At 61.0% G+C, this 24,400-nt stretch carries 20 protein-coding genes; 12 read left to right on the top strand and 8 right to left on the bottom strand.

The genetic code is table 11. The features are described from left to right. Positions 1-101: 101 nt before the first annotated feature. From lon to HU755_RS18095, 3 genes are all read left to right on the top strand, one after another. Positions 102-2,498 carry an endopeptidase La gene (gene lon / locus HU755_RS18105; RefSeq protein WP_186635115.1) on the top strand — a complete coding sequence of 799 codons (2,397 nt, stop codon included), beginning with the start codon at positions 102-104 and terminating at the stop codon, positions 2,496-2,498. 149 nt (positions 2,499-2,647) lie between these two features. Then, positions 2,648-2,920 carry an HU family DNA-binding protein gene (locus HU755_RS18100; RefSeq protein ID WP_003183171.1) on the top strand — a complete coding sequence of 91 codons (273 nt, stop codon included), beginning with the start codon at positions 2,648-2,650 and terminating at the stop codon, positions 2,918-2,920. A 227-nt stretch (positions 2,921-3,147) separates the two neighbouring features. After that, a complete protein-coding gene (locus tag HU755_RS18095; RefSeq protein WP_186635112.1) occupies positions 3,148-5,019 on the top strand; it encodes a SurA N-terminal domain-containing protein in 1,872 nt (623 codons plus the stop codon). Positions 5,020-5,128: 109 nt separating this feature from the next. On the opposite strand, the gene HU755_RS18090 is transcribed toward HU755_RS18095, so the two are convergent. After that, a complete protein-coding gene (locus tag HU755_RS18090) occupies positions 5,129-6,334 on the bottom strand; it encodes an MFS transporter (protein WP_186635109.1) in 1,206 nt (401 codons plus the stop codon). Positions 6,335-6,451: 117 nt separating this feature from the next. Here HU755_RS18090 and HU755_RS18085 point away from each other — a divergent pair, with 117 nt between their 5' ends. The 3 genes from HU755_RS18085 to HU755_RS27710 all read left to right on the top strand — a co-directional run bounded on the left by HU755_RS18085 (position 6,452) and on the right by HU755_RS27710 (position 8,708). Then, positions 6,452-7,351, top strand: a complete 900-nt coding sequence (locus tag HU755_RS18085) for a LysR substrate-binding domain-containing protein (RefSeq protein WP_186635106.1) — start codon at positions 6,452-6,454, stop codon at positions 7,349-7,351. A 92-nt stretch (positions 7,352-7,443) separates the two neighbouring features. After that, positions 7,444-8,322, top strand: coding sequence for a DUF2242 domain-containing protein (locus HU755_RS18080; protein ID WP_186635103.1), 879 nt, complete (start codon positions 7,444-7,446; stop codon positions 8,320-8,322). Between the two features lie 251 nt (positions 8,323-8,573). Beyond that, positions 8,574-8,708, top strand: a complete 135-nt coding sequence (locus HU755_RS27710; RefSeq protein ID WP_272978031.1) for a hypothetical protein — start codon at positions 8,574-8,576, stop codon at positions 8,706-8,708. 33 nt (positions 8,709-8,741) lie between these two features. Here HU755_RS27710 and HU755_RS18075 read toward each other — a convergent pair whose 3' ends face one another. Then, complete coding sequence (locus HU755_RS18075; RefSeq protein WP_186635100.1) at positions 8,742-9,782, bottom strand: AraC family transcriptional regulator; 1,041 nt, start codon at positions 9,780-9,782, stop codon at positions 8,742-8,744. 4 nt (positions 9,783-9,786) lie between these two features. Beyond that, the gene (locus tag HU755_RS18070; protein ID WP_186635097.1) at positions 9,787-10,917 is read right to left on the bottom strand and encodes a carbon-nitrogen hydrolase family protein; all 1,131 of its coding nucleotides are present in this window, start codon (positions 10,915-10,917) and stop codon (positions 9,787-9,789) included. A gap of 208 nt (positions 10,918-11,125) precedes the next feature. Here HU755_RS18070 and HU755_RS18065 point away from each other — a divergent pair, with 208 nt between their 5' ends. Then, positions 11,126-13,165 (top strand): NADPH-dependent 2,4-dienoyl-CoA reductase, encoded by a 2,040-nt coding sequence (locus tag HU755_RS18065; RefSeq protein WP_186635094.1) that lies wholly within the window; start codon positions 11,126-11,128, stop codon positions 13,163-13,165. Between the two features lie 173 nt (positions 13,166-13,338). Further along, the gene (locus tag HU755_RS18060; protein WP_186635091.1) at positions 13,339-14,265 is read left to right on the top strand and encodes a 1-aminocyclopropane-1-carboxylate deaminase/D-cysteine desulfhydrase; all 927 of its coding nucleotides are present in this window, start codon (positions 13,339-13,341) and stop codon (positions 14,263-14,265) included. Between the two features lie 2 nt (positions 14,266-14,267). Here the strand turns inward: HU755_RS18060 and HU755_RS18055 are convergent, their stop codons facing one another. Next, complete coding sequence (locus HU755_RS18055; RefSeq protein ID WP_186635087.1) at positions 14,268-14,816, bottom strand: cytochrome b; 549 nt, start codon at positions 14,814-14,816, stop codon at positions 14,268-14,270. Between the two features lie 302 nt (positions 14,817-15,118). Between HU755_RS18055 and HU755_RS27705 the strand changes: the two genes are divergently transcribed. Continuing rightward, entirely contained in the window at positions 15,119-15,793 is a 675-nt protein-coding gene (locus HU755_RS27705; RefSeq protein WP_272978028.1) for a hypothetical protein, read from the top strand. Between the two features lie 83 nt (positions 15,794-15,876). Here HU755_RS27705 and phnX read toward each other — a convergent pair whose 3' ends face one another. Together phnX and HU755_RS18040 are read right to left on the bottom strand one after the other, a co-directional pair. Next, positions 15,877-16,704 (bottom strand): phosphonoacetaldehyde hydrolase, encoded by an 828-nt coding sequence (phnX, locus tag HU755_RS18045; protein ID WP_186635081.1) that lies wholly within the window; start codon positions 16,702-16,704, stop codon positions 15,877-15,879. A 136-nt stretch (positions 16,705-16,840) separates the two neighbouring features. Beyond that, complete coding sequence (locus HU755_RS18040) at positions 16,841-17,950, bottom strand: 2-aminoethylphosphonate--pyruvate transaminase (RefSeq protein WP_186635078.1); 1,110 nt, start codon at positions 17,948-17,950, stop codon at positions 16,841-16,843. A gap of 113 nt (positions 17,951-18,063) precedes the next feature. Here HU755_RS18040 and HU755_RS18035 point away from each other — a divergent pair, with 113 nt between their 5' ends. Further along, the gene (locus HU755_RS18035; RefSeq protein WP_186635075.1) at positions 18,064-18,924 is read left to right on the top strand and encodes a LysR substrate-binding domain-containing protein; all 861 of its coding nucleotides are present in this window, start codon (positions 18,064-18,066) and stop codon (positions 18,922-18,924) included. Between the two features lie 84 nt (positions 18,925-19,008). Here the strand turns inward: HU755_RS18035 and HU755_RS18030 are convergent, their stop codons facing one another. Next, positions 19,009-19,881 (bottom strand): LysR family transcriptional regulator, encoded by an 873-nt coding sequence (locus HU755_RS18030; protein ID WP_186635072.1) that lies wholly within the window; start codon positions 19,879-19,881, stop codon positions 19,009-19,011. 294 nt (positions 19,882-20,175) lie between these two features. On the opposite strand from HU755_RS18030, the gene HU755_RS18025 reads away from it, so the two are divergent. After that, positions 20,176-21,501 (top strand): MFS transporter, encoded by a 1,326-nt coding sequence (locus tag HU755_RS18025; RefSeq protein WP_186635069.1) that lies wholly within the window; start codon positions 20,176-20,178, stop codon positions 21,499-21,501. A 69-nt stretch (positions 21,502-21,570) separates the two neighbouring features. Beyond that, entirely contained in the window at positions 21,571-22,962 is a 1,392-nt protein-coding gene (locus HU755_RS18020; protein WP_186635066.1) for an FAD-dependent oxidoreductase, read from the top strand. A gap of 11 nt (positions 22,963-22,973) precedes the next feature. Here the strand turns inward: HU755_RS18020 and HU755_RS18015 are convergent, their stop codons facing one another. Next, complete coding sequence (locus tag HU755_RS18015; protein ID WP_186635063.1) at positions 22,974-24,371, bottom strand: type VI secretion system Vgr family protein; 1,398 nt, start codon at positions 24,369-24,371, stop codon at positions 22,974-22,976. Between the last annotated feature and the right edge of the window lie 29 nt (positions 24,372-24,400).

Raw genomic sequence — 24,400 nt, 5'->3', positions numbered from 1 at the left:
ACAGCCGTTTTGCGCTTGTTTTTTTTCGAGGCAGCCCCCATCTTGGTTTCAAGCTTAATTCCATCTGATTACGGCCATATGGCCGCCGTAGAGGCGAAATCATGAAGACAACCATCGAATTGCCTCTCCTGCCATTGCGTGATGTCGTGGTTTATCCGCACATGGTTATCCCGCTGTTCGTGGGGCGCGAGAAGTCCATCGAAGCCCTTGAGGCCGCGATGGCAGGCGATAAGCAGATCCTGCTGCTGGCCCAGAGAAACCCGGCCGATGATGATCCCGGTGAGGACGCGCTCTATCGCGTAGGTACTATCGCCACCGTTCTTCAATTGCTGAAGCTGCCTGATGGCACCGTCAAGGTGCTGGTCGAAGGTGAGCAGCGCGGCACCGTTGAGCGTTTCAGCGAGGTCGACGGCCACTGCCGTGCCGAAGTGTCGCTGATCGAGGAAGTCGACGCCGCTGAGCGCGAGTCCGAAGTCTTCGTGCGCACACTGCTGTCGCAATTCGAGCAATACGTGCAGCTGGGCAAGAAAGTCCCGGCTGAAGTCCTGTCGTCGCTCAACAGCATCGATGAGCCGGGGCGTCTGGTCGACACCATGGCCGCGCACATGGCGCTGAAGATCGAGCAGAAGCAGGAAATCCTCGAGATCATCGATCTGTCGGCACGCGTTGAACACGTCCTGGCGTTGCTGGATGCCGAGATCGACCTGCTGCAGGTCGAAAAACGCATTCGTGGCCGTGTCAAAAAGCAGATGGAGCGCAGCCAGCGCGAGTACTACCTGAATGAGCAGATGAAGGCCATTCAGAAAGAGCTGGGCGATGGCGATGAAGGCCACAACGAAATCGAAGAGCTGAAAAAGCGTATCGATGCCGCGGGCCTGCCGAAAGACGCGCTGGCCAAGGCGACAGCCGAGCTGAACAAGCTCAAGCAGATGTCGCCGATGTCCGCCGAGGCCACCGTGGTGCGCTCGTACATCGACTGGCTGGTGCAGGTGCCGTGGAAGGCCCAGAGCAAGGTGCGTCTGGATCTGGCGCGGGCGGAAGACATCCTCGATGCCGATCACTACGGCCTTGAAGAGGTCAAGGAGCGCATCCTTGAATACCTCGCCGTGCAAAAACGCGTGAAAAAAATTCGTGGCCCGGTGTTGTGCCTGGTCGGTCCTCCGGGCGTGGGTAAAACCTCGCTGGCCGAGTCGATCGCCCATGCGACCAACCGTAAATTCGTGCGCATGGCCCTGGGTGGTGTGCGTGATGAAGCGGAAATCCGCGGTCACCGCCGGACCTACATCGGTTCGATGCCGGGAAGATTGATTCAAAAGATGACAAAAGTCGGGGTGCGCAACCCGCTGTTCCTGCTCGATGAAATCGACAAGATGGGCAGCGACATGCGTGGCGATCCGGCGTCGGCGTTGCTGGAAGTGCTCGATCCCGAGCAAAACCATAACTTCAACGATCACTATCTGGAGGTCGACTACGACCTGTCCGATGTGATGTTCCTGTGCACCTCGAACTCGATGAATATTCCGCCGGCCTTGCTGGACCGGATGGAAGTCATCCGTCTGCCGGGCTACACCGAAGACGAGAAGATCAATATCGCCGTCAAATACCTCTCGCCAAAGCAGGTCGCTGCCAATGGTCTGAAGAAGGGCGAGTTGGAGTTCGACGAAGAAGCGATCCGCGACATCATCCGTTACTACACCCGTGAAGCCGGTGTGCGTGGCCTCGAACGCCAGATCGCCAAGGTCTGCCGCAAGGCCGTCAAAGAGCATGCGCTGGAAAAACGTTTCTCGGTGAAAGTGACAGCTGACTTGCTAGAACACTTCCTCGGTGTGCGTAAATTCCGCTACGGCCTGGCCGAGCAGCAGGATCAGGTCGGTCAGGTGACAGGCCTTGCCTGGACTCAGGTTGGTGGTGAGTTGCTGACCATCGAAGCTGCTGTCGTACCGGGCAAAGGGCAACTGATCAAGACCGGTTCGCTGGGCGATGTGATGGTCGAATCGATCACCGCGGCCCTGACGGTCGTGCGCAGCCGTGCCAAGAGCCTGGGCATTCCTCTGGACTTCCACGAGAAGCGTGACACCCATATTCACATGCCGGAAGGGGCCACGCCGAAAGACGGTCCGAGTGCCGGCGTAGGCATGTGCACGGCGCTGGTCTCGGCATTGACCGGCATCCCGGTGCGCGCCGATGTCGCCATGACGGGTGAAATCACCTTGCGTGGACAAGTGCTGGCAATTGGCGGACTGAAGGAAAAACTGCTGGCGGCACATCGCGGCGGAATCAAGATAGTGATTATTCCGGAAGAGAATGTGCGCGATCTGAAGGAGATTCCTGACAATATCAAGCAGGATCTGCAGATTAAACCGGTTAAATGGATTGACGAAGTCCTGCAAATTGCGCTGCAATACGCGCCGGAGCCCTTGCCGGATGTGGCTCCGGAGATAGTTGCCAAGGACGAAAAACGTGAGTCTGACTCTAAGGAAAGAATTAGCACGCATTAATACGTTTTTGCCTGGGGGGCTTCCTTGACAGCTTTTTAGAGCCCTTGTTATAAAGCGGCTCTTAAGTGTCTGTAGGCCATTCAGCACTCGTTTTTGCTTTCACCAAAAAAACTTAGAATCATCTCAAAATAGATATAAGGGGACTTAGAGTGAACAAGTCGGAACTGATTGATGCTATCGCTGCATCCGCTGATATCCCGAAAGCTGCTGCTGGCCGTGCGCTGGACGCTGTAATCGAATCCGTCACTGGCGCTCTGAAGGCTGGCGACTCCGTTGTTCTGGTTGGTTTCGGTACTTTCTCCGTGACTGACCGTCCGGCGCGTACCGGTCGTAACCCGCAAACTGGCAAGACTCTGGAAATCCCGGCTGCCAAGAAGCCAGGTTTCAAAGCCGGTAAAGCACTGAAAGAAGCTGTTAACTAAGTTTTCAGGTTTTTACCCATCCGGGTCGGGGTCAAGCCTGACTTGGCAGCGGAGCGGTAGAGCAGGTGGCTGGAACAGGCACCTGTAACGCCGGGATCGAGGGTTCGAGCCCTGTCCGCTCCGCCAGTTACGAGAAGGCGCATCCTCGGATGCGCCTTTCTTCTATCCGGATTCTACCCACGCTCCACGGTTGCCTAAATTGAAGTTCAACCGTTTCTGGGGGACGCATGCTGCAGAATATCAGGGACAATTCACAAGGCTGGATTGCCAAGACCATTATCGGGGTCATCGTTGCACTGATGGCCCTGACCGGTTTCGACGCCATTTTCCAGGCCACGACTCACACCAACGAGGCGGCCAAGGTCAACGGTGAAGAAATCAGCCAGAACGAACTGAGTCAGGCCGTTGATATGCAACGCCGTCAGTTGATGCAACAGCTGGGCAAGGACTTCGATGCTTCCTTGCTCGATGAAAAAATGCTCCGCGAATCGGCGCTCAAAGGCCTGATCGATCGCAAGCTGCTGCTGCAAGGCGCTGAACAATCGAAGTTCGCTTTCTCCGAAGCGGCGTTGGATCAGGTGATCCTGCAGACGCCTGAATTTCAGGTCGACGGCAAATTCAGTTCCGAGCGCTTCGATCAGGTGATCCGTCAACTGGGTTACAACCGCATGCAATTCCGCCAGATGCTGGCCCAGGAAATGCTGATCGGCCAACTGCGTGCCGGTGTCGCGGGCAGCGGTTTCGTGACCGATGCCGAAGTGCTGGCCTTCGCCCGTCTGGAAAAACAGACCCGCGATTTCGCCACCCTGACGGTCAAGGCTGATCCAGCGGCGGTCAAGCTGACCGACGATGAGGTCAAGGCTTACTACGACGAACACGCCAAGGAGTTCATGACCCCGGATCAGGTGATCATCGATTACCTCGAACTGAAGAAGTCTTCGTTCTTCGATCAGGTCGCGGTCAAGGATGAAGACCTGCAGGCGGCGTATCAGAAAGAGATCGCCAACCTGTCGGAACAGCGTCGTGCCGCTCACATCCTGATCGAAGTGAACGACAAGACCACCGAAGCGCAGGCCAAGGCGAAGATCGACGAAGTCCAGGCACGTCTGGCCAAGGGCGAGAAGTTCGAAGCGCTGGCCAAGGAGTTTTCGCAGGATCCGGGTTCGGCCAACAATGGCGGTGACCTCGGTTACGCCGGTCCTGGCGTCTACGATCCAGCATTCGAAAAAGCGCTGTACTCGTTGCCGAAAGACCAGGTGTCGGAGCCGGTTCGTACCGATTTCGGTTATCACCTGATCAAGCTGCTGGGTGTGGAAGCGCCTGAAGTGCCAACGCTGGCCAGCCTGAAAGACAAGCTGACCCGCGAGCTGAAAGCCGCGCAGGTCGAGCAGCGTTTCGTCGAGGCGACCAAACAACTGGAAGATTCGGCGTTCGAAGCGTCCGATCTGGCTCAGCCAGCGGCCGATTTGAAGCTTACCGTGCACACCTCCAAGCCGTTCGGCCGCGAGGGTGGCGAAGGGGTTGCTGCCAACCGCGCCGTGGTCACTGCTGCGTTCAGTCCTGAAGTCATTGATGAAGGCGCCAACAGCACCGCCATCGAGCTGGACCCGGAAACCGTGATCGTGCTGCGTGCCAAGGAACACCTCAAGCCTGCCCAGTTGCCATTGGAAAGCGTGAGCGCGGCCATCCGTGCGCAACTGACCAAGGAACACGCCAGCGCTGCGGCCAAGACCCGTGCCGAGAAGCTGATCGCTGATCTGCGCGACGGCAAGGCGCCACTGGACAAGGCGATTGATGGCCAGAGCTGGAAAGTCACCGAAGCGGCCACCCGTGGTCAGGAAGGTGTCGAGCCGGCTGTTCTGCAGGCCCTGTTCCGCATGCCGAAGCCGGCATCCAAGGACAAACCGACGTTCAGCAATGTCACGTTGCCGGACGGTAGCCTGATGATCGTGCGCCTCAATGGCGTTAACGAAGCGGCGGCACCGACGGATGAAGAGAAGGCGCAGTACCGTCGCTTCCTCGCGTCCCGTGAGGGTCAGCAGGACTTTGCGGCGTATCGCAAGCAGTTGGAGAGCCAGGCGGACATCAAGCGGTACTGATGGCTGACTGAGTTGTCGCTGTAAAAAAAGCCCCAGGTCGATTGGCCTGGGGTTTTTTTTGCTTTTCGTAGCGGCCGTCAGTGTGCTCGGTATAGGCCAACCGGAAAACTTACCTGGCAGCCGCAAACCCGTGGTTGCGTGCGCTAAGCGTCGTATACAGCGTCACCCCCAGCAACCCCGTGACGATCCACGGAAATGCTCCCACACCTGGGTCAGTCAGCAGCAGACCTCCCACCAGTCCCCCACCGGCAATTCCGACATTCCATAGCGTCACCAGCATCGATTGTGCGGTGTCGGCGGCATCCCCGGCGGTTTTTGCCGAGGCGGTTTGCAGCAGCGACGGCATCGCCCCAAATGCCAATCCCCATACAGCGGTCGCGAGGTAGATCACGCTCGGCGATTCGCGCCACACTCCTAGCGCTATGGCCGACAGTAGGAAAAGCCCTGCACTGGTCAGCACCATTTCGCGCAGCCAGCGATCTATCAGGTTGCCGACGATCCACAGGCTCAACACCGACGCCAGGCCGAACACCAGCAACACCCGATCGACCTTGGCAGCAAGACCGGACGGTTGCAGGAACGGGGCGATGTAGGTGTACAGCAGGTTATGCGCGACAACGTAGGTAAGGGTGACCAACAAGACGGATCGCACGCCCGGCAGGGTAAACACCTGACGCAATGGCAGACGTTTTTCCTCGCGTTCGCCGGCGAAGTCCGGCACTTGCCAACGTACCCAGATCACCAATATCACGGTCAACAGGGTCATGATCGCAAAGCTCAGCCGCCAGCCCACCAGCGTCCCGAGCAAGGTGCCGGCGGGAATGCCCAGCGACAACGCAATCGGTGCACCGAGCATGGCGACTGTAATGGCCCGGCCTTGCAGGTGTGGGGCAACCATGCGGCTTGCGTAGCCTGCCAGCAGGGCCCACAGCAATCCGGCAAATACACCGGCAATAAAGCGTGCGATCAGCGTCAGCCAGTACCACTGCGACAGCGCGGTGACGCTGTTGGCGACAGCAAAGCCACCGATCGCGGCCAGCAACAACGGGCGGCGTCGCCAGCCGCGAGTGGCGATGGTCAGTGGAATCGCTGCCAGTATCGAGCCGATCGCATACAGCGTGACCAACTGACCAATCAGTGCCTGAGAGACGTTCAGGCCACTGCTCATTTGCGGTAACAGGCCCGCCGGCAAGGCTTCGGTCATGACCGTAATGAATCCCGCCATGGCCAGGGCCAGCAGTGCGGACAGGGGCAAGCGTGCGCCGGAATCGATTGCGGGTGTCAGCGTGGTGTCACAGAGTTGTGTGTCGTTCATGACCGGCATCCTTGTGCAGAGTTGACGAGGAGCACAGGGTAGGGCGCTGCACATCGGCGAAAAACAGGTTATGGTTCCGAACATATCGGACACGGATGTCGTCAATGGGGGTGAGGTGTGGATAGCCTGGGCAGTATTTCGGTGTTTGTTCAGGTCGCCGAGACGCGCAGTTTCACCGAGGCTGGCCGGCTGCAAGGCGTGTCATCGTCGGCGGTGGGTAAAAGCATTGCCCGACTTGAGGCGCGCCTTGGCGTGCGCCTGTTTCACCGCACCACTCGCAGCATCACGCTGACCAGTGAAGGCGCGCTGTTTTTGCAACGCTGTCGCAAGATCCTTGCGGAGGTCGAGGCGGCAGAACTGGAGTTGTGCGATGCCGCAGCCCAGCCCCATGGCAAGTTGCGCATCAGCCTGCCGCAGGTGCATGGACTGGTGATGCCGGTCCTGACCGAATTCATGGCGTTGTTCCCGCAGATAGAGCTTGATCTGGACTTGACCGATCGCATGGTCGATGTTGTCGAAGAAGGGTTCGACGCGGTGATCCGCACCGGTAAACCACGAGATTCGCGCTTGATGGCGAGGCCGTTGGGGGCGTTTCACATGGTGCTGGTGGCCAGCCCCGCTTATCTGCAGCAGCGCGGTGTGCCGCAAACGCCCGCTGATCTGGCGACGCATGCCTGTCTTCGGCATACTTTTCACGCCACCGGCAAGCTCGAACCCTGGCCGCTGATACGCGAAGCAGACGCCGCTGAACCGCGGTTGCCGACCCGGCTGGTCAGCACCTCGATCGAAGCGGTGAGCCATGCGGCGCTGGCGGGCATGGGCATCGCCTGTCTGCCTGATTTCATGACCCGTGAAGCCGAGGCGCAAGGCCATTTGTGTCGAGTGCTGGGCGCGCACCTGCAGCATGTCGGGCAATTCTGGGTTCTGTGGCCGTCCAGTCGCCATGCCACCGCGAAATTACGGGTGTTCATCGATCATCTGGCGTTGCGACTTTTCCCTGCAACCCAGGGCCGATAGAGTTGTAACTGTTTCAAGACACTAATCCATACGCCGCGGGGCGAAGATCTGTTGCACAATACGTCCCGCACTGTTTTTCCTCAGGATGTTCAATGTTGATTTCCACTCCCATGCGTGTTGTCGGATTGGCGCTGTTGTTGACTGCTGTTGCCGGCTGTTCGAAAGACAAGCCGATGTATGAGCATGAGAACTTCGATGATTCCGGCACCTTTTCGCGCAACTACCCGGTGACCGACGCGGTGAGTTGCGAGGCGGCGCGTCGTGCGTTGCTCAGTCAGGGCTACATCATCACCAGTAGCGACCCGAAGCTGGTCAGTGGCCACAAGAGTTTCCAGCAAACCGGCGACACCCACATGGAGATCAGCTTCAATGTGGTCTGCGCCGATGACGGCAGCAGCGGGCACCATGCCACGATGTTCGCCAACGCCCTGCAGGACCGTTATGCGCTGAAGAAAACCAACAACTCGGCCAGCCTCGGCGTGGGTGTGCTGGGGTCGGTGTCGATGCCGATCGGCTCGTCCGACGATTCGATGGTCAAGGTCGCCAGCGAGACAGTGACGTCGCAGAAGTTCTATGAGCGTTTCTTCACGCTGGTGGAATTGTTCCTGCCGGCGGATGCGAAGAAGGCCGCGCACATCGAAGAGAAACCCAAGGCCGACCTGGGCGTGCCCGAGGTGAAGGCGGCGCCGGCACCACTGGCGCCAACGCCAACGCCAACGCCAACGCCAACCTCAACGCCGGCGCCTGAGCCTGCCGCGACATCTGCGCCCGCTGCAGAACCGACGCCCGCACCCGTCGAGACCGCGCCAGTGTCCTCGGAACCGGTCGCTCCGCCTGCAGAAGCCGCGCCGATCACCCCGGCGCCGAGCGCGGAACCCGCTCCGACGACCGAAACCATCACGCCGCCGGCCAACCCGGACATCCCGCCGCCGTCCGAGCCGATTCCGGCGATGCCTGCTTCGGGCCAATAAAACAGCTGCACCTCAACCCCTGTGGGAGCGAGCCTGCTCGCGAATGCGCCGGTACATTCAGCACGATGTGACTGAAAGACCGCCTTCGCGAGCAAGCTCGCTCCCACAGTTTTTTTGCCGCCGCTTAAATCTGGTTACATTCGCGCGACGATAATCCCGCGATAAATTCCTGACCCACTGCTACGTTTATTCATGAAGGCCGGGTTTCACTTTTCCTTCACACGAGCACGTTAGGCTCGGGGCACTGGGCATTGGCTCAGGCCCAGGCCCATTCAAGAGAGCAGCAGGGGGATTACGCGATGGATGAATATCAAGAAGAGCTGCTCGAATACCAGGCGTACGAACTGGATCAACCCGAGCCCGCCGACGACGCCACCGAACTCTAGCCTTCGCTTGCAGCTTGCAGCTTGCAGCTGCTCCTAAGCTGTCTTGCGGTGACTGCGGCGAAATTCGCCGGGCGTCTGGCCGCTCCAGCGTTTGAAGGCGCGCTGGAACGCTTCGGCTGAGGCGAAACCCAGCAGGTAAGCGATCTCGCCGAACGCCAGTTCGGTGTCGCGGATGTAAGTCATCGCCAGGTCGCGGCGAGTGTCGTTGAGGATCGCGCGAAACTGCGTGCCTTCCTCGGCCAGTTTGCGCCGTAACGTCCAGGTCGGCAGCTTAAGGCGTGCCGCGACTTCTTCCAGCTCCGGCTCCCGTCCACCGTTGAGCAACGGCCCCAACAGCTGAATGATGCGTTCGCGCAGGCTGCGGGTTCGCGTCAGTTGCTCCAGTTCGCGTTCGCACAGGTGCAACAGGTGTCGCCAGGTACTCGGACAATGCTCGGGATTGCGCCGTGCAAGGCTGTCCAGGCTCAGGCGCAACTGATTGCCGTCCGCGCCGAACTGGATCGGGCAATCGCCCAGCATGTGGTACGCCTCGCGGTAGTCCGGCTCGGCGAATTCGATCTCGATGCGTTCGGCGCGCAGCGGTTCGTGGCAGACGCTTGAGAGTTGATGCAGCCACCCGGAGACGATCGAGTCCACCACAAAACGGTTGTAGGCGTTGTAAGGACTGATCGAATAAAAACGCAGCCACGCGCCGTGGGCGTCTTCGTGAAAGCTCGACTGGCCTCGATAGTTGGAACCGTAGAGCGCCTCGAAGCGGATCAGGCAACGGGCGGCTTCGCGCACGGTCGGCGCTTGCGCGGCGGTGACACCGGCCAGTCCGGCCTGGCTCAGGCGACTGAGCCGGCCCATGCACAAGCCCAGCGCCGCATCGCCGGTCAGCTGAATCGCCGCATGGCCCAGGCGCATGTAGCGTGGGATCGACAAGCGCGCCCCGGCCTCGGCCAGGCGCGCGGGGTCCAGGCCGTATTGTTCCAGCAGCGGCTGCGGATCGAGCGCATGACTGCGTACCGCGTCGGCGAGGCTGTGGACAAAGCCTACCGACAGATCCCCGAGGCGCATCGGCAGCGGCTTCATGGCCTTACAACCAGATATTCAACATGCGCGCGCCACGGGCCTCGCCATCGGCGAACTGCTGTCCGTTGCTGCTGATAAAGCTTTGGCCGACGCCGGAGGTATTCCAGAACTGCCCGCGCAGGAACACGCTGACACCGGCAATCGCGCGGCTGCTCGGCGGTTGTGCGGTCAGGGTCAGCCGACGCCAGGCCTCGCCTTCGCTGACTTCACCGGGTTTGAGGCTGACCGACTTCGGCGTACTCGACCCCTTGTAGCCGCGCCAAGGCTGGTTCCAGGCGTCCTGGCCGAACACCTGCGCCGGCACCGCGACCAACTGCGCGCCTTGCGCGTCGAGTCGACGGTAGTTGTCCGGGTACCAGCTGTCGCTGCCAATCAGTACGCCGAGACGTCCGGCGGGCGTATCAACCACGCCGATCAGGTGCTTGTCCGCGCCTTCGATCACCTCGCGCTGATCGAACACCGGGTGCATCTGCCGTTGCGGCTGGCCGAGCGGCACGCCATCGCGGCCGAATACCACGCTGCTGTTGTACAGCGCACCGCTGCCGGACTTGAGCTGACCGTCACGGATGCTCGGTTCCGGCAGCACGATCGAGCCGGCCACCAGTGTCACGCCAAACTCCTTGGCCAGCCCGCCGAACAGCGCCTGGTAATCCTTGGCCATCGCTGTGGATTTCATCCGCAGGTGCGCGTCGCTGAGCCGGTCGCTGCCCTTGGCGCTGAGCCAGGCGCGCGCAAACAGCAAGGGGTTGCTTGCCGCCAGCCAGTTCATCGCCTCGGTCACGGTCGAGGCCTGATACAACTCGTCTTTTTCGCCGCTGATCATCAACCAGGTGCCGACGTTTTCCGGCAGCACGACCACGGTCTTTTCATTCAACAGGCCTTGATCCTGCGCTTGCTGAAAATACGCTGCGAGTTTGCGGTGCAGACGCTCGGGGCTTTGGTAGTCGGTGGGAAACAGTTCGGGCTGGATGCCCAGCAGATTGCCGCGCTCGGCGCGCGTGCCCTGGTCGAGCGCCAGTTTGATGCGCAGGTCCGACAGGTAATGGCCCGCCGGCCGGTCTGCCGCCCACATGGCGTAGGTGGTCAGGGCGGCGACGATGGCCATGGAAAAAAACAGGTACAGAAGTTTGCGCATGAAATCCAACAACAGCCGGGTACAGGGTGTGCCGACTAGGGTAGGGCGCGCGCCTGCGCTTGCCAAGGGGTGTTGCGCATTTGGATCATTAACTTGTCAGTTACGGTCATTGAGTGACAGCAGTGCGACTCTTAGTCTGTCGCACATGCCTGACGGGGGACGTAGACCTCCCGCACTTTTTCCGTGATCGCTCGTTGTGGAGTTACCGATGACCGCCGCTCATTACCCGCACCTGTTGGCCCCGCTGGACCTGGGATTCACCACGCTGCGCAACCGTACCCTGATGGGCTCGATGCACACCGGTCTGGAAGAAAAACCTGGCGGCTTCGAGCGCATGGCGGCGTACTTCGCTGAACGTGCCCGTGGCGGCGTGGGCCTGATGGTCACCGGCGGCATCGGCCCGAACGACGAGGGCGGCGTGTACTCCGGCGCAGCCAAACTGACCACTGAAGAGGAAGCGCTCAAGCACCGCATCGTCACTCGCGCCGTGCACGAAGCGGGCGGCAAGATCTGCATGCAGATTCTTCACGCCGGGCGCTATGCCTACAGTCCCAGGCAAGTAGCGCCGAGCGCGATTCAGGCGCCGATCAACCCGTTCAAGCCTAAAGAGCTGGACGAGGAAGGCATCGAGAAGCAGATCAGCGATTTTGTCACCTGCTCGGTACTGGCGCAGTCCGCGGAGTACGACGGCGTCGAAATCATGGGCTCGGAAGGTTATTTCATTAACCAGTTCCTCGCCGCGCACACCAACCACCGCACCGACCGTTGGGGTGGCAGCTACGAAAACCGCATGCGCCTGCCGGTGGAAATCGTCCGCCGTGTGCGTGAAGCCGTTGGCCCGAACTTCATCATTATTTTCCGTTTGTCGATGCTCGACCTGGTTGAGGGCGGCAGCAGCTGGGACGAGATCGTTACGCTGGCCAAAGCCATCGAGCAGGCCGGTGCGACCATTATCAACACCGGTATCGGCTGGCACGAAGCGCGAATTCCGACCATCGCCACTAAAGTGCCGCGTGCGGCGTTCAGCAAGGTCACGGCCAAATTGCGCGGCTCGGTGAGCATTCCGCTGATCACCACCAACCGCATCAATACACCGGAAATTGCCGAGCAGATTCTCGCCGAAGGCGATGCCGACATGGTGTCGATGGCGCGGCCGTTCCTCGCCGATCCGGACTTCGTCAACAAGGCCGCTGAAGGTCGAGCCGACGAAATCAACACCTGCATCGGTTGCAACCAGGCGTGCCTGGACCACACGTTCGGCGGCAAGCTCACCAGTTGCCTGGTCAACCCGCGCGCCTGCCATGAAACCGAGCTCAATTATCTGCCGGTGCAGCAGATCAAGAAGATCGCCGTGGTGGGCGCCGGCCCGGCCGGTTTGTCCGCAGCGACCGTGGCCGCAGAACGCGGCCATCAGGTCACGCTGTTCGATTCGGCCAGCGAAATCGGCGGACAGTTCAACATCGCCAAGCGCGTGCCGGGCAAGGAAGAGTTTTTCGAGACCCTGCGTTACTTCAAGCGCAAGCTGCAAACCACAAACGTCGAGGTGTGCCTGAACACCCGGGTTGACGTGGCGAAACTGGTCGAGGGCGGCTATGACGAAATCATTCTTGCCACCGGTATCGCCCCGCGTGTACCGGCGATTCCCGGGGTCGAGAATGCCAAGGTGCTGAGCTATCTGGACGTGATCCTTGAGCGCAAGCCGGTGGGCAAGCGTGTTGCGGTGATTGGCGCTGGCGGCATCGGTTTCGACGTCTCGGAGTTTCTCGTCCATCAAGGCGTGGCCACCAGCCAGGATCGCGCCGCGTTCTGGAAAGAGTGGGGCATCGATACGCAACTGCAAGCCCGTGGCGGTGTGGCCGGGATCAAAGCGGCACCGCATGCACCGGCGCGCGAAGTGTTCCTGTTGCAGCGCAAGAAAACCAAGGTCGGCGACGGCCTGGGCAAAACCACCGGCTGGATTCACCGGACCGGTCTGAAGAACAAGCAGGTGCAGATGCTCAACAGCGTTGAATACCTGAGCATCGACGATCAGGGTCTGCACATCCGCATTGGCGAAACCGGCGAGCCGCAGCTGCTGGCGGTTGACAATATCGTGATTTGCGCAGGCCAGGATCCGCTGCGTGAACTGCACGAGGGTCTGGTTGCGGCGGGGCAGAATGTGCACTTGATCGGCGGCGCGGATGTCGCGGCGGAGCTGGATGCCAAGCGCGCGATCAATCAGGGTTCGCGCCTCGCTGCAGAACTCTAAGCTCCACCGCTAAACCTGTGGGAGCGAGCCTGCTCGCGAAAGCGCAATGTCAGTCAATTAGAGTTCGACTGACACGACGCCTTCGCGAGCAGGCTCGCTCCCACAAGGTTTGCTCGCGATAGCTGTTCATGAATGGCTAGAATGCCGGCTCTGTTCCGATAGTATGGCCGCCCATGCTTTTGCCTTCCTCCGGCTGGCTACCCCAAGCCTCCCTCCAATACCTTCATCTCGACTGGCTGACCACTGCCGGCATTGAAGTTGCGGTCCTGCGCCTTGATCAAATCGATCCGCTGATCAGCGGCAACAAGTGGTTCAAACTCGTCGAGCACCTTAAAGCCGCTGACCGTGCCGGCGCCGAAGGCATCATCAGCCTCGGCGGGGCGCATTCCAATCACCTGCATGCGCTGGCGGCGGCGGGCAAGCGGCTGGGTTTCAAGACAGTCGGGCTGCTGCGCGGACACCCACAAAACACACCGACCGTGCAGGATCTGCAAGCGTTCGGCATGCAGTTGCATTGGCTGGGTTACGCGGGCTACCGCGCGCGGCATCAACCGGGTTTCTGGATTCCGTGGCTGATGCAATATCCGAACGTGTATGCCGTGCCCGAGGGCGGTGGTGGCCTGGCCGGCGCACTCGGTTGCGCCGCGATCAAACAGCAGGTCGATGCGCAGTTGGCGAGCCTGGGCTGGGAGGATTTCGACGCGTGGTGGCTGGCGTGTGGCACCGGCACGACGTTGGCCGGGCTGGCGCTTGCCGACAATGGCAAGCGGTCGCTGTATGGCGCGTTGGCGGTGCCGGACGATCACGGCGTGGCGCCGAACATCGAGTCGATCTTCGCGCAAGCCAACGACTCCGCGGCGGACTATCAACTGATCGACGCCAGCCGTGGCGGTTTCGCCAAGGTTGACGAGGCATTGCTGACCTTCATCGAGCAGACCGGGCAGGCCAGCGGCATTCCCTTGGAACCGCTGTACACCGGCAAGGCCTTGCTGGCGCTCAAGCAACACGTCGAAGCGGGCGGATTTGCCGTCGGCACGCGTCTGGTCTTCATCCACACGGGCGGCCTGCAAGGGCGACGCGGATTTGCCGCGACGCCCTGAGTTCAGCCGCGCTTGGGCATCATCCGCAGCAGCGTGTTATCGCGCACCACGTAATGATGGTAAATCCCCGCCAGCGCATGCAGGCCGATCAGCCAGTAACCGAGTGTGGCAATCAGCACATGCCAGCCTTCGACCTGCTTGGCGAACGCCTTGTCTTCACCGACCAGCAGCGGCAAGTCGAAACCGTAAAACATGACTTGATGGCCCTCGGCGCTGGTGATCAGCCAGCCAAGGATGGGCATGCACAGCATGAACAGGTACAACGCCCAATGCATCAGCCGCGCCAACAGGGTCTGCCAGGCGGGCGAAGCGGGGAAGATTTTCGGCGCCGGGCCAAGGCTGCGCGCGAGCAGGCGAAACCACACCAGCACGAACACGGTGAGACCGAGCAGATAGTGCATCTCGCGAATCAGCGCACGGCCGCCGCTGCCCTTGGGAAAGAACCCGCGCAATTCCATGCTGGCGTACACCAGCACCAACAACACCAGCATCAGCCAGTGCAGCAACACCGACACGGTGCTGTAGCGTGATTCTGAACTTGTCCACGGCATACGGTGTGTCCTCGCGATCAGAGTGCAATCAGGCCGACATCACGGCACTCGTTTCACTGTAAACCTGCCGCGATGTTTTTGCCTGGAGTACGTGAGGTTTTTTGCAGCAAAAAACAATATTCAGTATCCGTTTTCATGTTGTTATTTATTGAAATTTCTGCGGTAAGCCCTGTCTGGCGTAACTTGATGTTGTTTATATTCTGTGATTCCTTTTGGTTTGATTAGTTTGTTTGAGGTAATTATTGTCTGCTCGGATCTTTAGTTTAAAGATTTAAAGTATGTTTACTTAATTTGAGAATAATATGAAAAGTCCAATTCCGAAGCCTCGCCCCTCTACCACGACGCCAAAGCCGGTGGCACCGACCAAACCAGTGGTGCCGACCAAGCCAGTGGCACCGACCAAACCAGTGGCACCAACCAAGCCGGTGGCGCCGACCGAACCAGTTGCGCCAACCAAACCGGTGGCACCGACCAAACCAGTGACGCCAACCAAGCCGCCGGCGCCAACCAGACCAGTTGCGCCGACCAAACCAATGGCGCCAACCAAGCCAGTGGCACCGACCAAACCCGTGGCACCAACCACGCCGGTCGCACCGACAGCTCCGACTACGCCGGCCGCCAACAAGCGCCCGCCAATGCCATGGCCGACGCTCAATATCAACGTCGATCCGGTGGCGTTGATCGCGCTGATCCAGACTTTCGGTGCGACCGCCAACGTCGATGGTTCGACCACACTGCCTGACGGTAGCGTCGTTGATGCCGGACAAACGTCGGTCAAACGTCCCGACGGCATCATCCAACATGCAGACGGCAGGGTAGAGTATCCGGACGGGCGGATCATCTGGCCGGATAATACCGTTGAATATCCGGATGGCCGTATTGTTTGGGAAGATGGAACTGAACAGTTGCCGGATGGCAGTGTTAAACATCCCGACGGAGTGGCTTACGATGCATCGGGCGATCTTGTGTCGCAGTGAATAATTACCGAGCGTTGTCCTGGTTTTGAACAAAAAGAAAACACCGCTGATTATCATTGATCAGCGGTGTTTGTTTTTCAGCCTCAAGTGTTCTGCGGCATCTCTCCGTTGGCCAGACGCTGGTTGATGTCGGCAATCACCTCAGGTAAATCGCTGATGGTGTCGATCATGTAATGCGGGCGAGCGTCTGCAAACTGGGCATGGATGCGCTTGCGCTCGCTGGCCAGTTCATCGCTGCCCAGTGCGCGATAGGCTTCGTAGTCCAGACCCAGTGCGTTGCCGGAACAGATCAGTGCGACCGTCCACATGCCGGCACGGCGACCTTCGAGAATGCCCGGCACGGTGTCGTCGATCTTCACGCAAGCGGCGACATCGTCGATGCCCAGCGCAATCACGTTGGCCAGGGCCTGCGCCGGCCAGGGACGGCCGTTCGGTACTTCATCAGTGGCGACCACGTGGTCCGCGACGTAGCCGTTGCGGGCGGCCAGTTCGACGACTTTGTCCATCACCGGCTTCGGATAACCGGAGCAGGAGCCGATCTTGATCCCTTGCTGACGCAGGTGCGCGATGGTGTCCAGCGCGCCCGGAATCAGCGCCGAATGCTCAGCGATCTTTTCGATCTGCAGTGGCATGAAACGGTTGTAGATGGCGGTGACGTCGTCGTCGCTCGGCGTGCGGCCGAACACTTTGCGGTAACGCTCGGCGACTTGTGGCTGATCGCACAGGGTACGAATGTGATCCCACTTGCCCATGCCCATCGGCCCGCGAGCTTCATCAATGGAAACCTGCACGTCGAACTCGGCGAAGGCTTCGACAAAAATCTGCGTTGGCGCAAAAGAGCCGAAATCGACCACGGTGCCGGCCCAGTCGAGGATGGCGGCTTGCAGCTTGCTTGGGTTGGTGTAGTTCATGGCAGTCACATTCCTGAGTTGGCAATAAAATTCGGTGTAGGAGCGGGCTTGCTCGCGAAGGCGGTATGTCAGTCGCCATCCATGTTGAATGCGCGACCGCATTCGCGAGCAAGCCCGCTCCCACAGGGGGTAAGGCTCAGATTTCCAGCACTTCCATCTCGCGCAGCACGTCGCCCACCGCGGCGACGGCCTGGCGCATCTCGTCAGGGCTGACATGGCCAATGCAGCCGACGCGGAACGTCTCGACCTGGGTCAGTTTGCCGGGGTAGAGGATGTAACCCTTGGCCTTGACCCGTTCGTAGAATTCCTTGAACTGATAACGCGGATCATGCGGTGCATGAAACGTGGCGATGATCGGCGCCTGAATCGCCGCAGGCAGAAAGCTGCGCAAGCCGAGTTTGCCCATTTCTTCCATCAATGCCTGACAGTTGGCGGCGTAGCGCGCATGCCGCGCCGGCAGGCCCCCTTCTTCGAGGTACTGCAGCAGCGCTTCATGCAGGGCTGCGACCACGTGGGTCGGCGGGGTGAAGCGCCATTGTCCGGTTTTCATCATGTAGGCGTGCTGGTCGTACAGGTCCATCGCCAGCGAGTGCGAATTGCCAGCCGCTGCGGCCAGCGAGTCTTTGCGCGCGAACACGAAGCCCATCCCCGGCACGCCCTCCAGGCATTTGCCGGACGCGGCGATCAGCGCGTCGAACGGTATTTTTTGCGCATCCACCGGCAGTGCGCCGAAGGAGCTCATGGCGTCGATGATCAAGCGTTTGCCGTGTTGCGCGACGACTTGGGCAATTTCCGCCAGCGGATTGAGAATGCCGGTGCTGGTTTCGCAGTGGATCAGCGCAACGTGAGTGATGTCCGCGTCGGCGCGCAGCAGGCGATCGACGTCAGCGGCGGTGGTGGGTTCGTCTTCAGCGGTTTCGAAGGTGCTGAACGAGCGGCCGAGCACTTCGCAGATTTTCGCCAGACGCTTGCCGTACGCACCGTTGATCAGCACCAGCACTTTGCCGTCGCGCGGTACCAGCGTACCGATGGCCGCTTCGACGGCGAAGGTGCCGCTGCCCTGCAACGGCACGCAGTGATGGCTGGCGGCGCCGTTGAGAATCGCTAAAAGTTGCTCGCAAAGGCTGGCGGTCAGTTGATTGAAGCGATCATCCCACGAGCCCCAGTCAACCATCATCGCCTGGCGGGTGCGGGCCGACGTGGTCAACGGGCCGGGAGTGAGCAGAATTGGAGCGGCGGTACTCATTCGTGTGTCCTCGCGAAAGCGCTGTGGGATGAAGCTACGGGGCATACGTTGCAATTCGCCGTGTCATCAATCAAATTGTTTGTTGTTATGCCAGCCATCAGTGAGGGTTATTCATGAACCTGTTTCAGCTGCGCGCCTTCGACGCCGTGGCCCGGGAAGGCAGCTTCACCCGCGCCGCCGCGCGGTTGTTTATCAGTCAGCCGGCGGTCACCGGGCACATCAAGGCGCTGGAAGAGCATTACCAGATCACCCTGCTGCGCCGCACCGCGCGACGGGTGGAGCTGACCGAGGAGGGCACCAAACTGGCAGCGATCACCCGGGCCATGTTCGGTCTGGCGGAAGAGGCGCAGGCCCTGCTGGAAGCCAATCGCCAATTGCTGACCGGCCGCCTGGAAGTCGCGGCAGACGGCCCGCACATGGTCATGCCGATGCTCGCCAGCCTGCGCGCGCGTTATCCGGGGATCACGGTGAATCTGCGCCTGGGCAATGCCCAGGAAACACTGGCAGCGCTGCTCTCGGAACATGCCGATGTGGCCGTGCTGACGCAGGTCGAGCCACGCAAAGGCCTGCATCTGCAAGCGCTCAGCGAGTCGCGGATCTGCGCCCTGGTGCCGGCGGCGCATCCTTGGGCGACACGTTCCGCTGAGGTGCAACTCAAGGAGCTGGATCAGGTGATCATGGTGCTGCGCGAGCCGAGTTCGATCACCCGTCGCACGTTCGACGAGGCCTGCGCCCAGGCCTCGATTCATCCCCGGGTGTTGCTGGAACTGGACAGTCGCGAGGCCGTCACCGAAGCAGTGGCGGCTGAGTTGGGTGTCGGAGTGGTGTCTTCGGTGGAGGTCAGCCATGACCCGCGCGTGGTGGCGATTGCGCTTGCCGGGGACGGGCTGGTGAACCGGCACATGATTGGCTGCATGGAGCGGCGGCGCGAGTTGCGCTTGATTCAGGCATTTTTTGACCTGGCCCCTGACTGAAGACCGAGGCGACTTATTCGCGGGCAGGCTCGCTCGCCCATTTGACGGTGGGAGCGAGCCTGCTCGCGAAGGGGCCGATGCTGCCTACACGAGACTTTCGCGCACCATATCGAGAAACGTCGCCACCACTCGCCGCGAACTCTGCTCGCGCAAGCACACCAGCGTCTCGGTCAGGCGCCGGGTGCAATCGGTGATCGGCAGGGCGCAGACCCGCGAGTCGGCGCCAAACTCCGCAGCGGAAACCACGCCGACGCCGATCCCCACGACCACCGCCTCGCGCGCCGCCTCCCGGCCTTCAACCTGGATCGCCGGGCGAATGCGAAACCCGGCGCGCGCCATTTCTTCTTCCAGCGTCTGCCGCGTCACCGAACCGTGTTCACGCAACACCAAGGGTGTGTCATCCAGATCCGCAAGACAGATCGAGGCGCGATCGGCCCACGGGTGGTTGCGTGAAACAAACGCGACCATCGGGTCGTTACGCAGCGCCACGCACAGCAAGCGCTCATCGCTGACATCACGCCCAAGCAGCGCCAGATCGGCCTGATAATTGAACAGGCGAAACAGCGATTCGTCGGTATTGCCGGTCTCGATCTTCACGCTGATTCCCGGATAGCGCTCGCAAAAACGCGCAATCTGCGGCAGCACGTGCACCGGCGCATCCACCGCCAGAATCAGGCTGCCGGTTTGCAGCGCCTGAGATTCCTGCAGAAGCTCCTGAGCTTCGGCTTCGATCACAAACAGACGCTGGGTGATCGCCAGCAGCCGCTCGCCGAGGTCAGTCAGGCGCACGGAGCGTTTATTGCGGTGAAACAGCAACACGCCGAAGCGTTCTTCGAGTTTGCGCACTTGGTCGGAAATCGCCGGTTGCGTCAGGTAAAGGCGCTCGGCCGCGCGGGTGAAGCTTCCATGCACGGCCACGGCGTGGAAGGCTTTGAGTTGGGCGTGGGAAACGGACATGGCGACTCCGGATGACGAGCGCAGCTCAACTCAGTAACAAGCTGAGCTTATGTGTGAAATACGATAAATCGATTTTATTTATTAAACAGTAATTGCTTTGATCGGCTCACGCCATCGCTGACTGTCCGTTCGGGCAGCAGCGTTGGCCCATGAGCCTGGGCGTGCAACAACAGGACTCATCTGACCGCTATCGGCGCAGGGACGCGCTGGTATCGCAGTGCTCAACAATAAAAAACACAGGCGTTTTTCTTAACGATTCTGCCGGCACACTCACACCCTGAGGTCAGAACCACCATGAACAAGCACATCGGCACCCTTGCGCGTTGGCGCGTGCAGATTTTCGCTATCACCTGGCTCGCATACGCCGCTTTCTATTTCACCCGCAAAGCGTTTTCGGTAGCCAAGTTGGGCATCGCCGAAGACCCGGGCTTCATGCTCGACAAGATGACCATGGCCAATCTCGACGCGATTTATCTGGCGTCTTATGCCATCGGCCAATTCACCTGGGGCATGCTCGCCGACCGCTTCGGCCCCCGGGTTGTGGTGCTCGGTGGCTTGCTGATTTCTGCCGCCGCCGCGCTGGTGATGGGCAGTTTCGCCACGCTGCCGATCTTTGCCACCTGCATGTTGATTCAGGGGCTGGCGCAATCGACGGGATGGTCGGGGTTGTGCAAAAACCTGGGCAGCTTCTTCCCGGCGCAGCAACGTGGGCGCGTACTCGGGTTATGGAGTTCGTGCTACGCCTTCGGCGGGCTGGTGGCGTCGCCATTCGCCGGCTGGTGGGCGTACACGCTGATCGGCAGCTGGCATGCCGCTTTCATTTCCAGCGCGGCGGTGGTCGCGGTGGTCGCGGTGCTGTTCTTTATCTTCCAGCGCAACAAACCCGAAGACGTCGGCTTGCCCGCAGTGGAACCGGAGCCGCTACTCACGGCTGAAGAAACCGCCGCCAACAGCAAACTCAGTGTCTGGGAGCCGTTGAAGGAAATCCTGCGCAACCGCACGGTGCTGGTGCTCGGCCTTGCGTACTTCATGTTGAAACCGGCGCGTTACGCGATCCTGTTGTGGGGCCCGGTGATTGTCTTTGAGCAGATGCCCAGTGTCGGCAAGGTCGGCGCAGCGATCATCCCCACCGCGTTCGAACTGGCCGGATTGCTCGGACCGATACTGATCGGTCTGGCCTCCGACAAACTGTTCGGCGCCCGCCGCATGCCGGCCTGCGTCCTGAGCCTGCTGGCGCTGACCGTGACCCTGGCGCTGTTCATGGCGGCGTTGCAAAGCGGCAGCGTGTTGCTGGTGGTGCTGTTGCTGTTTGTCATGGGCCTGACCCTTTACGGTCCGGATTCGATGATCAGCGGTGCCGCCGCCATCGACTTCGGCAAAGCCAAGGCTGGCGCCACGGCTGCCGGTTTCGTCAACGGCTGTGGTTCGGTCGGGGCGGTGCTGGGCGGATTGTTGCCCGGTTATTTCGATTCGGTGACCGTGTTTATTGTGTTCGCCGGCTGTGCGCTGTTCTCGGCGTTGGTGCTGATTCCGCACTGGAACAGTCGCCCCGTCGGCGTCATGGAGCCGCGTGCCGCCATTCCCAATGGCCCGCTGACGATCAAACCGCTGCGTTCCTGAACCCCTTGCCCGGCGGCCTGCTGCGGTGTGTGGCAGGCCGTGGCGCGGCCAACTGACTGGAGAAACCCCATGAGACCGTTCTGGCTGGAGCAGGCCTTGCTGGCTGACCGTAGCGAAACCTGTCCACCGCTACAGGGCGACGTGCGTACCGATGTGTGCATTGTCGGTGGCGGGTACACCGGGCTTTGGACCGCGATCATGCTCAAGCAGCAAAACCCCGAACTCGACGTGCGGCTGATCGAGGCCGATATCTGCGGTGCGGGCGCCAGTGGGCGTAACGGTGGTTGCGCGCTGTCGTGGTCGGCGAAATATTTCACCCTTGAGCGCTTGTTCGGCGTCGCGGAAGCTGTACGCCTGGTGCAAGAGTCGGAGCGCAGCATCCATGCCATCGGCGCGTTTTGCGAGCATTACGGCGTCGATGCCGAGTACCGTCTCGACGGCACTTTGTACACCGCCACCAACCGCGCACAAGTCGGTTCGACGGACGCGGTGATTGCGGCGCTGGAGCGCAACGGCGTCAACTCCTTCAGCCAGCGTCCGCTGGCCGATGTGCAGCGCATGGCCGGTTCGCAAAAGCACCTGGAGGGCTGGTTTTCGCCCGCAGCGGCCAGTGTGCAACCGGGCAAACTGGTGCGCGGCCTGCGCCGCGTCGCGCTGCAGTTGGGCGTGAAAATCCACGAGCAGTCGGCGATGACTGGCCTGGAGGAGGGCCGCCCGGCGCGCATCCAGACGCCGAACGGCAACGTGATAGCCGACCGCGTGGTGCTGGCGATGAATGCGTGGATGGCTCGTGCCTTCCCACAATTCGAGCGCAGCGTGGCGATCGTTTCCAGCGACATGCTGATCACCGAGCCACGTCCGGACCTGTTGCAGCAGATCGGCTTGACCAGTGGCGTCACCGTGCTGGATTCACGGATTTTCGTGCACTACTACCACAACACCGCGGACGGTCGGATCATGCTCGGCAAGGGCGGCAATACCTTCGCTTATGGCGGTCGCCTGTCGCCGGTATTCGACCAGCCGTCACCGTATGCCGGGTTGCTCAAGCGCAGCCTCGACGACTTCTTTCCGGCATTTTCCGAGGTCAAAGTCGACGCGACCTGGAACGGCCCGTCTGATCGCTCGGTCACCGGTCTGCCGTTTTTCGGCCAGATGAGCCGTAGCGGCAATGTGTTTTACGGCTTCGGCTATTCGGGCAGCGGGGTCGGCCCCTGTCACATGGGCGGGCAGATTCTCGCGTCGCTGGTGCAAGGGCTGGATAACCCGTGGACGCGTTCGCCGCTGGTCAATGGTCCGTTGGGCTACTTCCCGCCAGAGCCGATCCGCTATCTGGGTTCGCTGCTGGTGCGCAACGCCATTCGCCGCAAGGAGCGCGCCGAAGACCATGGCCGCCGACCACGGCATCTGGACGTGCGGCTGGCGAAGTTTGCCGCGGCCGCGGGCAAGGCCGACAAAGGCTGAGCGCCCCCTGGTTACTGTTCGCTGCCATTGAGCAGCCAGTCGAGCAGCAGACTGCTGTCGCCAGTGGACGGTGGTTCGCGCGGCGGCAGCTTGCGCGAGTGACCGAGCAATATGATCGGCCGGTCCGGATCGCCGTCGAGGAAACTGACCCACACCTCGCTACCGGCGCCAGGCAACTCGTCCGCCGCAATACGCCCGTTGACCCGCGTCATGGCGATGGGCAGCCAAACCGCATCGCTATCGTCAGCGTGCGCCTCGGCCTGCGGCCACAGTTGCACGGCGATACGCCCTTGCGCGTCGAGCTGCGCCGGCTGTCCTGACGCGCCGAGCACGCGCGCCAAGTGATAGCCGACCACGCTGGGGCGTTGTTGCTGCAGCGGCGGGCGGAAGTCGCTTGACCAGGGTTGAGCGCTAAAGTCGTTGTGATAGCGCTGCACCACGCAGGTCGGGTCAAGAATCGACGGCGATTGCCCCTGATGGCGCACCGAGGTGATCCGCCAATGCTCGTTGAAGTGGCTGATCGGGTGTTCGGTGACCATCAGCAAGCCTGCGCTACGCAACGCGCAGCAGTCGCTGCGGCCCTCGATGGAGCGCAACTGACAACGTTTTCGTTGCAGATGACGACGGCTGCGCTGTTCGAGGTGAGATTGTTCAGGCGAAGGCCTCAAGGGCGGCGGATCCGCGGCCACCTGATTGGCAGCGTCTTGATAGGCCGCTCGCTGCCCGCGGTCACGCACGCGCGGAAGCGCTGCCACGGGGGCGGCGTGATGCTGCTGATACAACGCGCTGACACAAGGCGACGGCGTCTGCTCATCGGCCTTGAATGCCAGCGGAAGGGGTTCTTGCGGCAGGCTCAGGCTGTCATCGGCAAACACCACGACATGTCCGGCAGGGCCGTGTTCGAAGTGGTAGTGAATGCCTTCCTCTTCGCACAAGCGCTGGATCAGCGCGAGATCGCTTTCCTCGTACTGGACGCAAAACGGACGTGGCGGGTACTGGCCCACGCTCATTTCGACACGGTAACCGTCGCCCGGCAGGGCGTTTTCTGCCATCAAACGCTGCAGGATCTGCGGCACGCTGAGTTGGGTGAACACGCGCCGTTTACTCCCTTGCGCCAATCTTTGCAGGTGCGGCACCAGACTCAGGCGATAGCCGACACGATGCGTGCCGCGATGCTCGCAACTGGCACTGGCGATCAGACCGTGAATGCCATGGTGCGCGCTGAGGTGCAAAAAGGCCGGCTGGTGCAACAGCGTGCCGGGCGCAATCGCCGGGGCGACGCCGATCAACCGCAGGTCAAAGCGATACGGCTGGTTGAGCGCTTCTTCACCGCGAAAGCGCAACACCGGCAGGCGCAATCCGCTGTCGGTCAGGGTGAGGGTGAAGGGACTTTCCTTGTCATTGAGCATCGAGCGGGCTCTGTCAGGCGATTCGGGCC

The organism is Pseudomonas sp. SWRI111, assembly GCF_014268555.1.
Taxonomy (GTDB): Bacteria; Pseudomonadota; Gammaproteobacteria; order Pseudomonadales; family Pseudomonadaceae; genus Aquipseudomonas; species Aquipseudomonas hamedanensis.
This window is presented reverse-complemented; position numbering and strand designations above follow the sequence as displayed.

Coding starts and splice junctions, on each gene's coding strand:
- lon (WP_186635115.1), top strand. CDS start 102: ATGAAGACAACCATCGAATTGCCTCTCCTGCCATTGCGTGATGTCGTG.
- HU755_RS18020 (WP_186635066.1), top strand. CDS start 21,571: ATGAGACCGTTCTGGCTGGAGCAGGCCTTGCTGGCTGACCGTAGCGAA.
- HU755_RS18095 (WP_186635112.1), top strand. CDS start 3,148: ATGCTGCAGAATATCAGGGACAATTCACAAGGCTGGATTGCCAAGACC.
- HU755_RS27705 (WP_272978028.1), top strand. CDS start 15,119: ATGAAAAGTCCAATTCCGAAGCCTCGCCCCTCTACCACGACGCCAAAG.
- HU755_RS18080 (WP_186635103.1), top strand. CDS start 7,444: ATGTTGATTTCCACTCCCATGCGTGTTGTCGGATTGGCGCTGTTGTTG.
- HU755_RS18070 (WP_186635097.1), bottom strand. CDS start 10,917: ATGCGCAAACTTCTGTACCTGTTTTTTTCCATGGCCATCGTCGCCGCC.
- HU755_RS18015 (WP_186635063.1), bottom strand. CDS start 24,371: ATGCTCAATGACAAGGAAAGTCCCTTCACCCTCACCCTGACCGACAGC.
- HU755_RS18035 (WP_186635075.1), top strand. CDS start 18,064: ATGAACCTGTTTCAGCTGCGCGCCTTCGACGCCGTGGCCCGGGAAGGC.
- HU755_RS18090 (WP_186635109.1), bottom strand. CDS start 6,334: ATGAACGACACACAACTCTGTGACACCACGCTGACACCCGCAATCGAT.
- HU755_RS18075 (WP_186635100.1), bottom strand. CDS start 9,782: ATGAAGCCGCTGCCGATGCGCCTCGGGGATCTGTCGGTAGGCTTTGTC.
- HU755_RS18055 (WP_186635087.1), bottom strand. CDS start 14,816: ATGCCGTGGACAAGTTCAGAATCACGCTACAGCACCGTGTCGGTGTTG.
- phnX (WP_186635081.1), bottom strand. CDS start 16,704: ATGAACTACACCAACCCAAGCAAGCTGCAAGCCGCCATCCTCGACTGG.
- HU755_RS18065 (WP_186635094.1), top strand. CDS start 11,126: ATGACCGCCGCTCATTACCCGCACCTGTTGGCCCCGCTGGACCTGGGA.
- HU755_RS18025 (WP_186635069.1), top strand. CDS start 20,176: ATGAACAAGCACATCGGCACCCTTGCGCGTTGGCGCGTGCAGATTTTC.
- HU755_RS18040 (WP_186635078.1), bottom strand. CDS start 17,950: ATGAGTACCGCCGCTCCAATTCTGCTCACTCCCGGCCCGTTGACCACG.
- HU755_RS18030 (WP_186635072.1), bottom strand. CDS start 19,881: ATGTCCGTTTCCCACGCCCAACTCAAAGCCTTCCACGCCGTGGCCGTG.
- HU755_RS18060 (WP_186635091.1), top strand. CDS start 13,339: ATGCTTTTGCCTTCCTCCGGCTGGCTACCCCAAGCCTCCCTCCAATAC.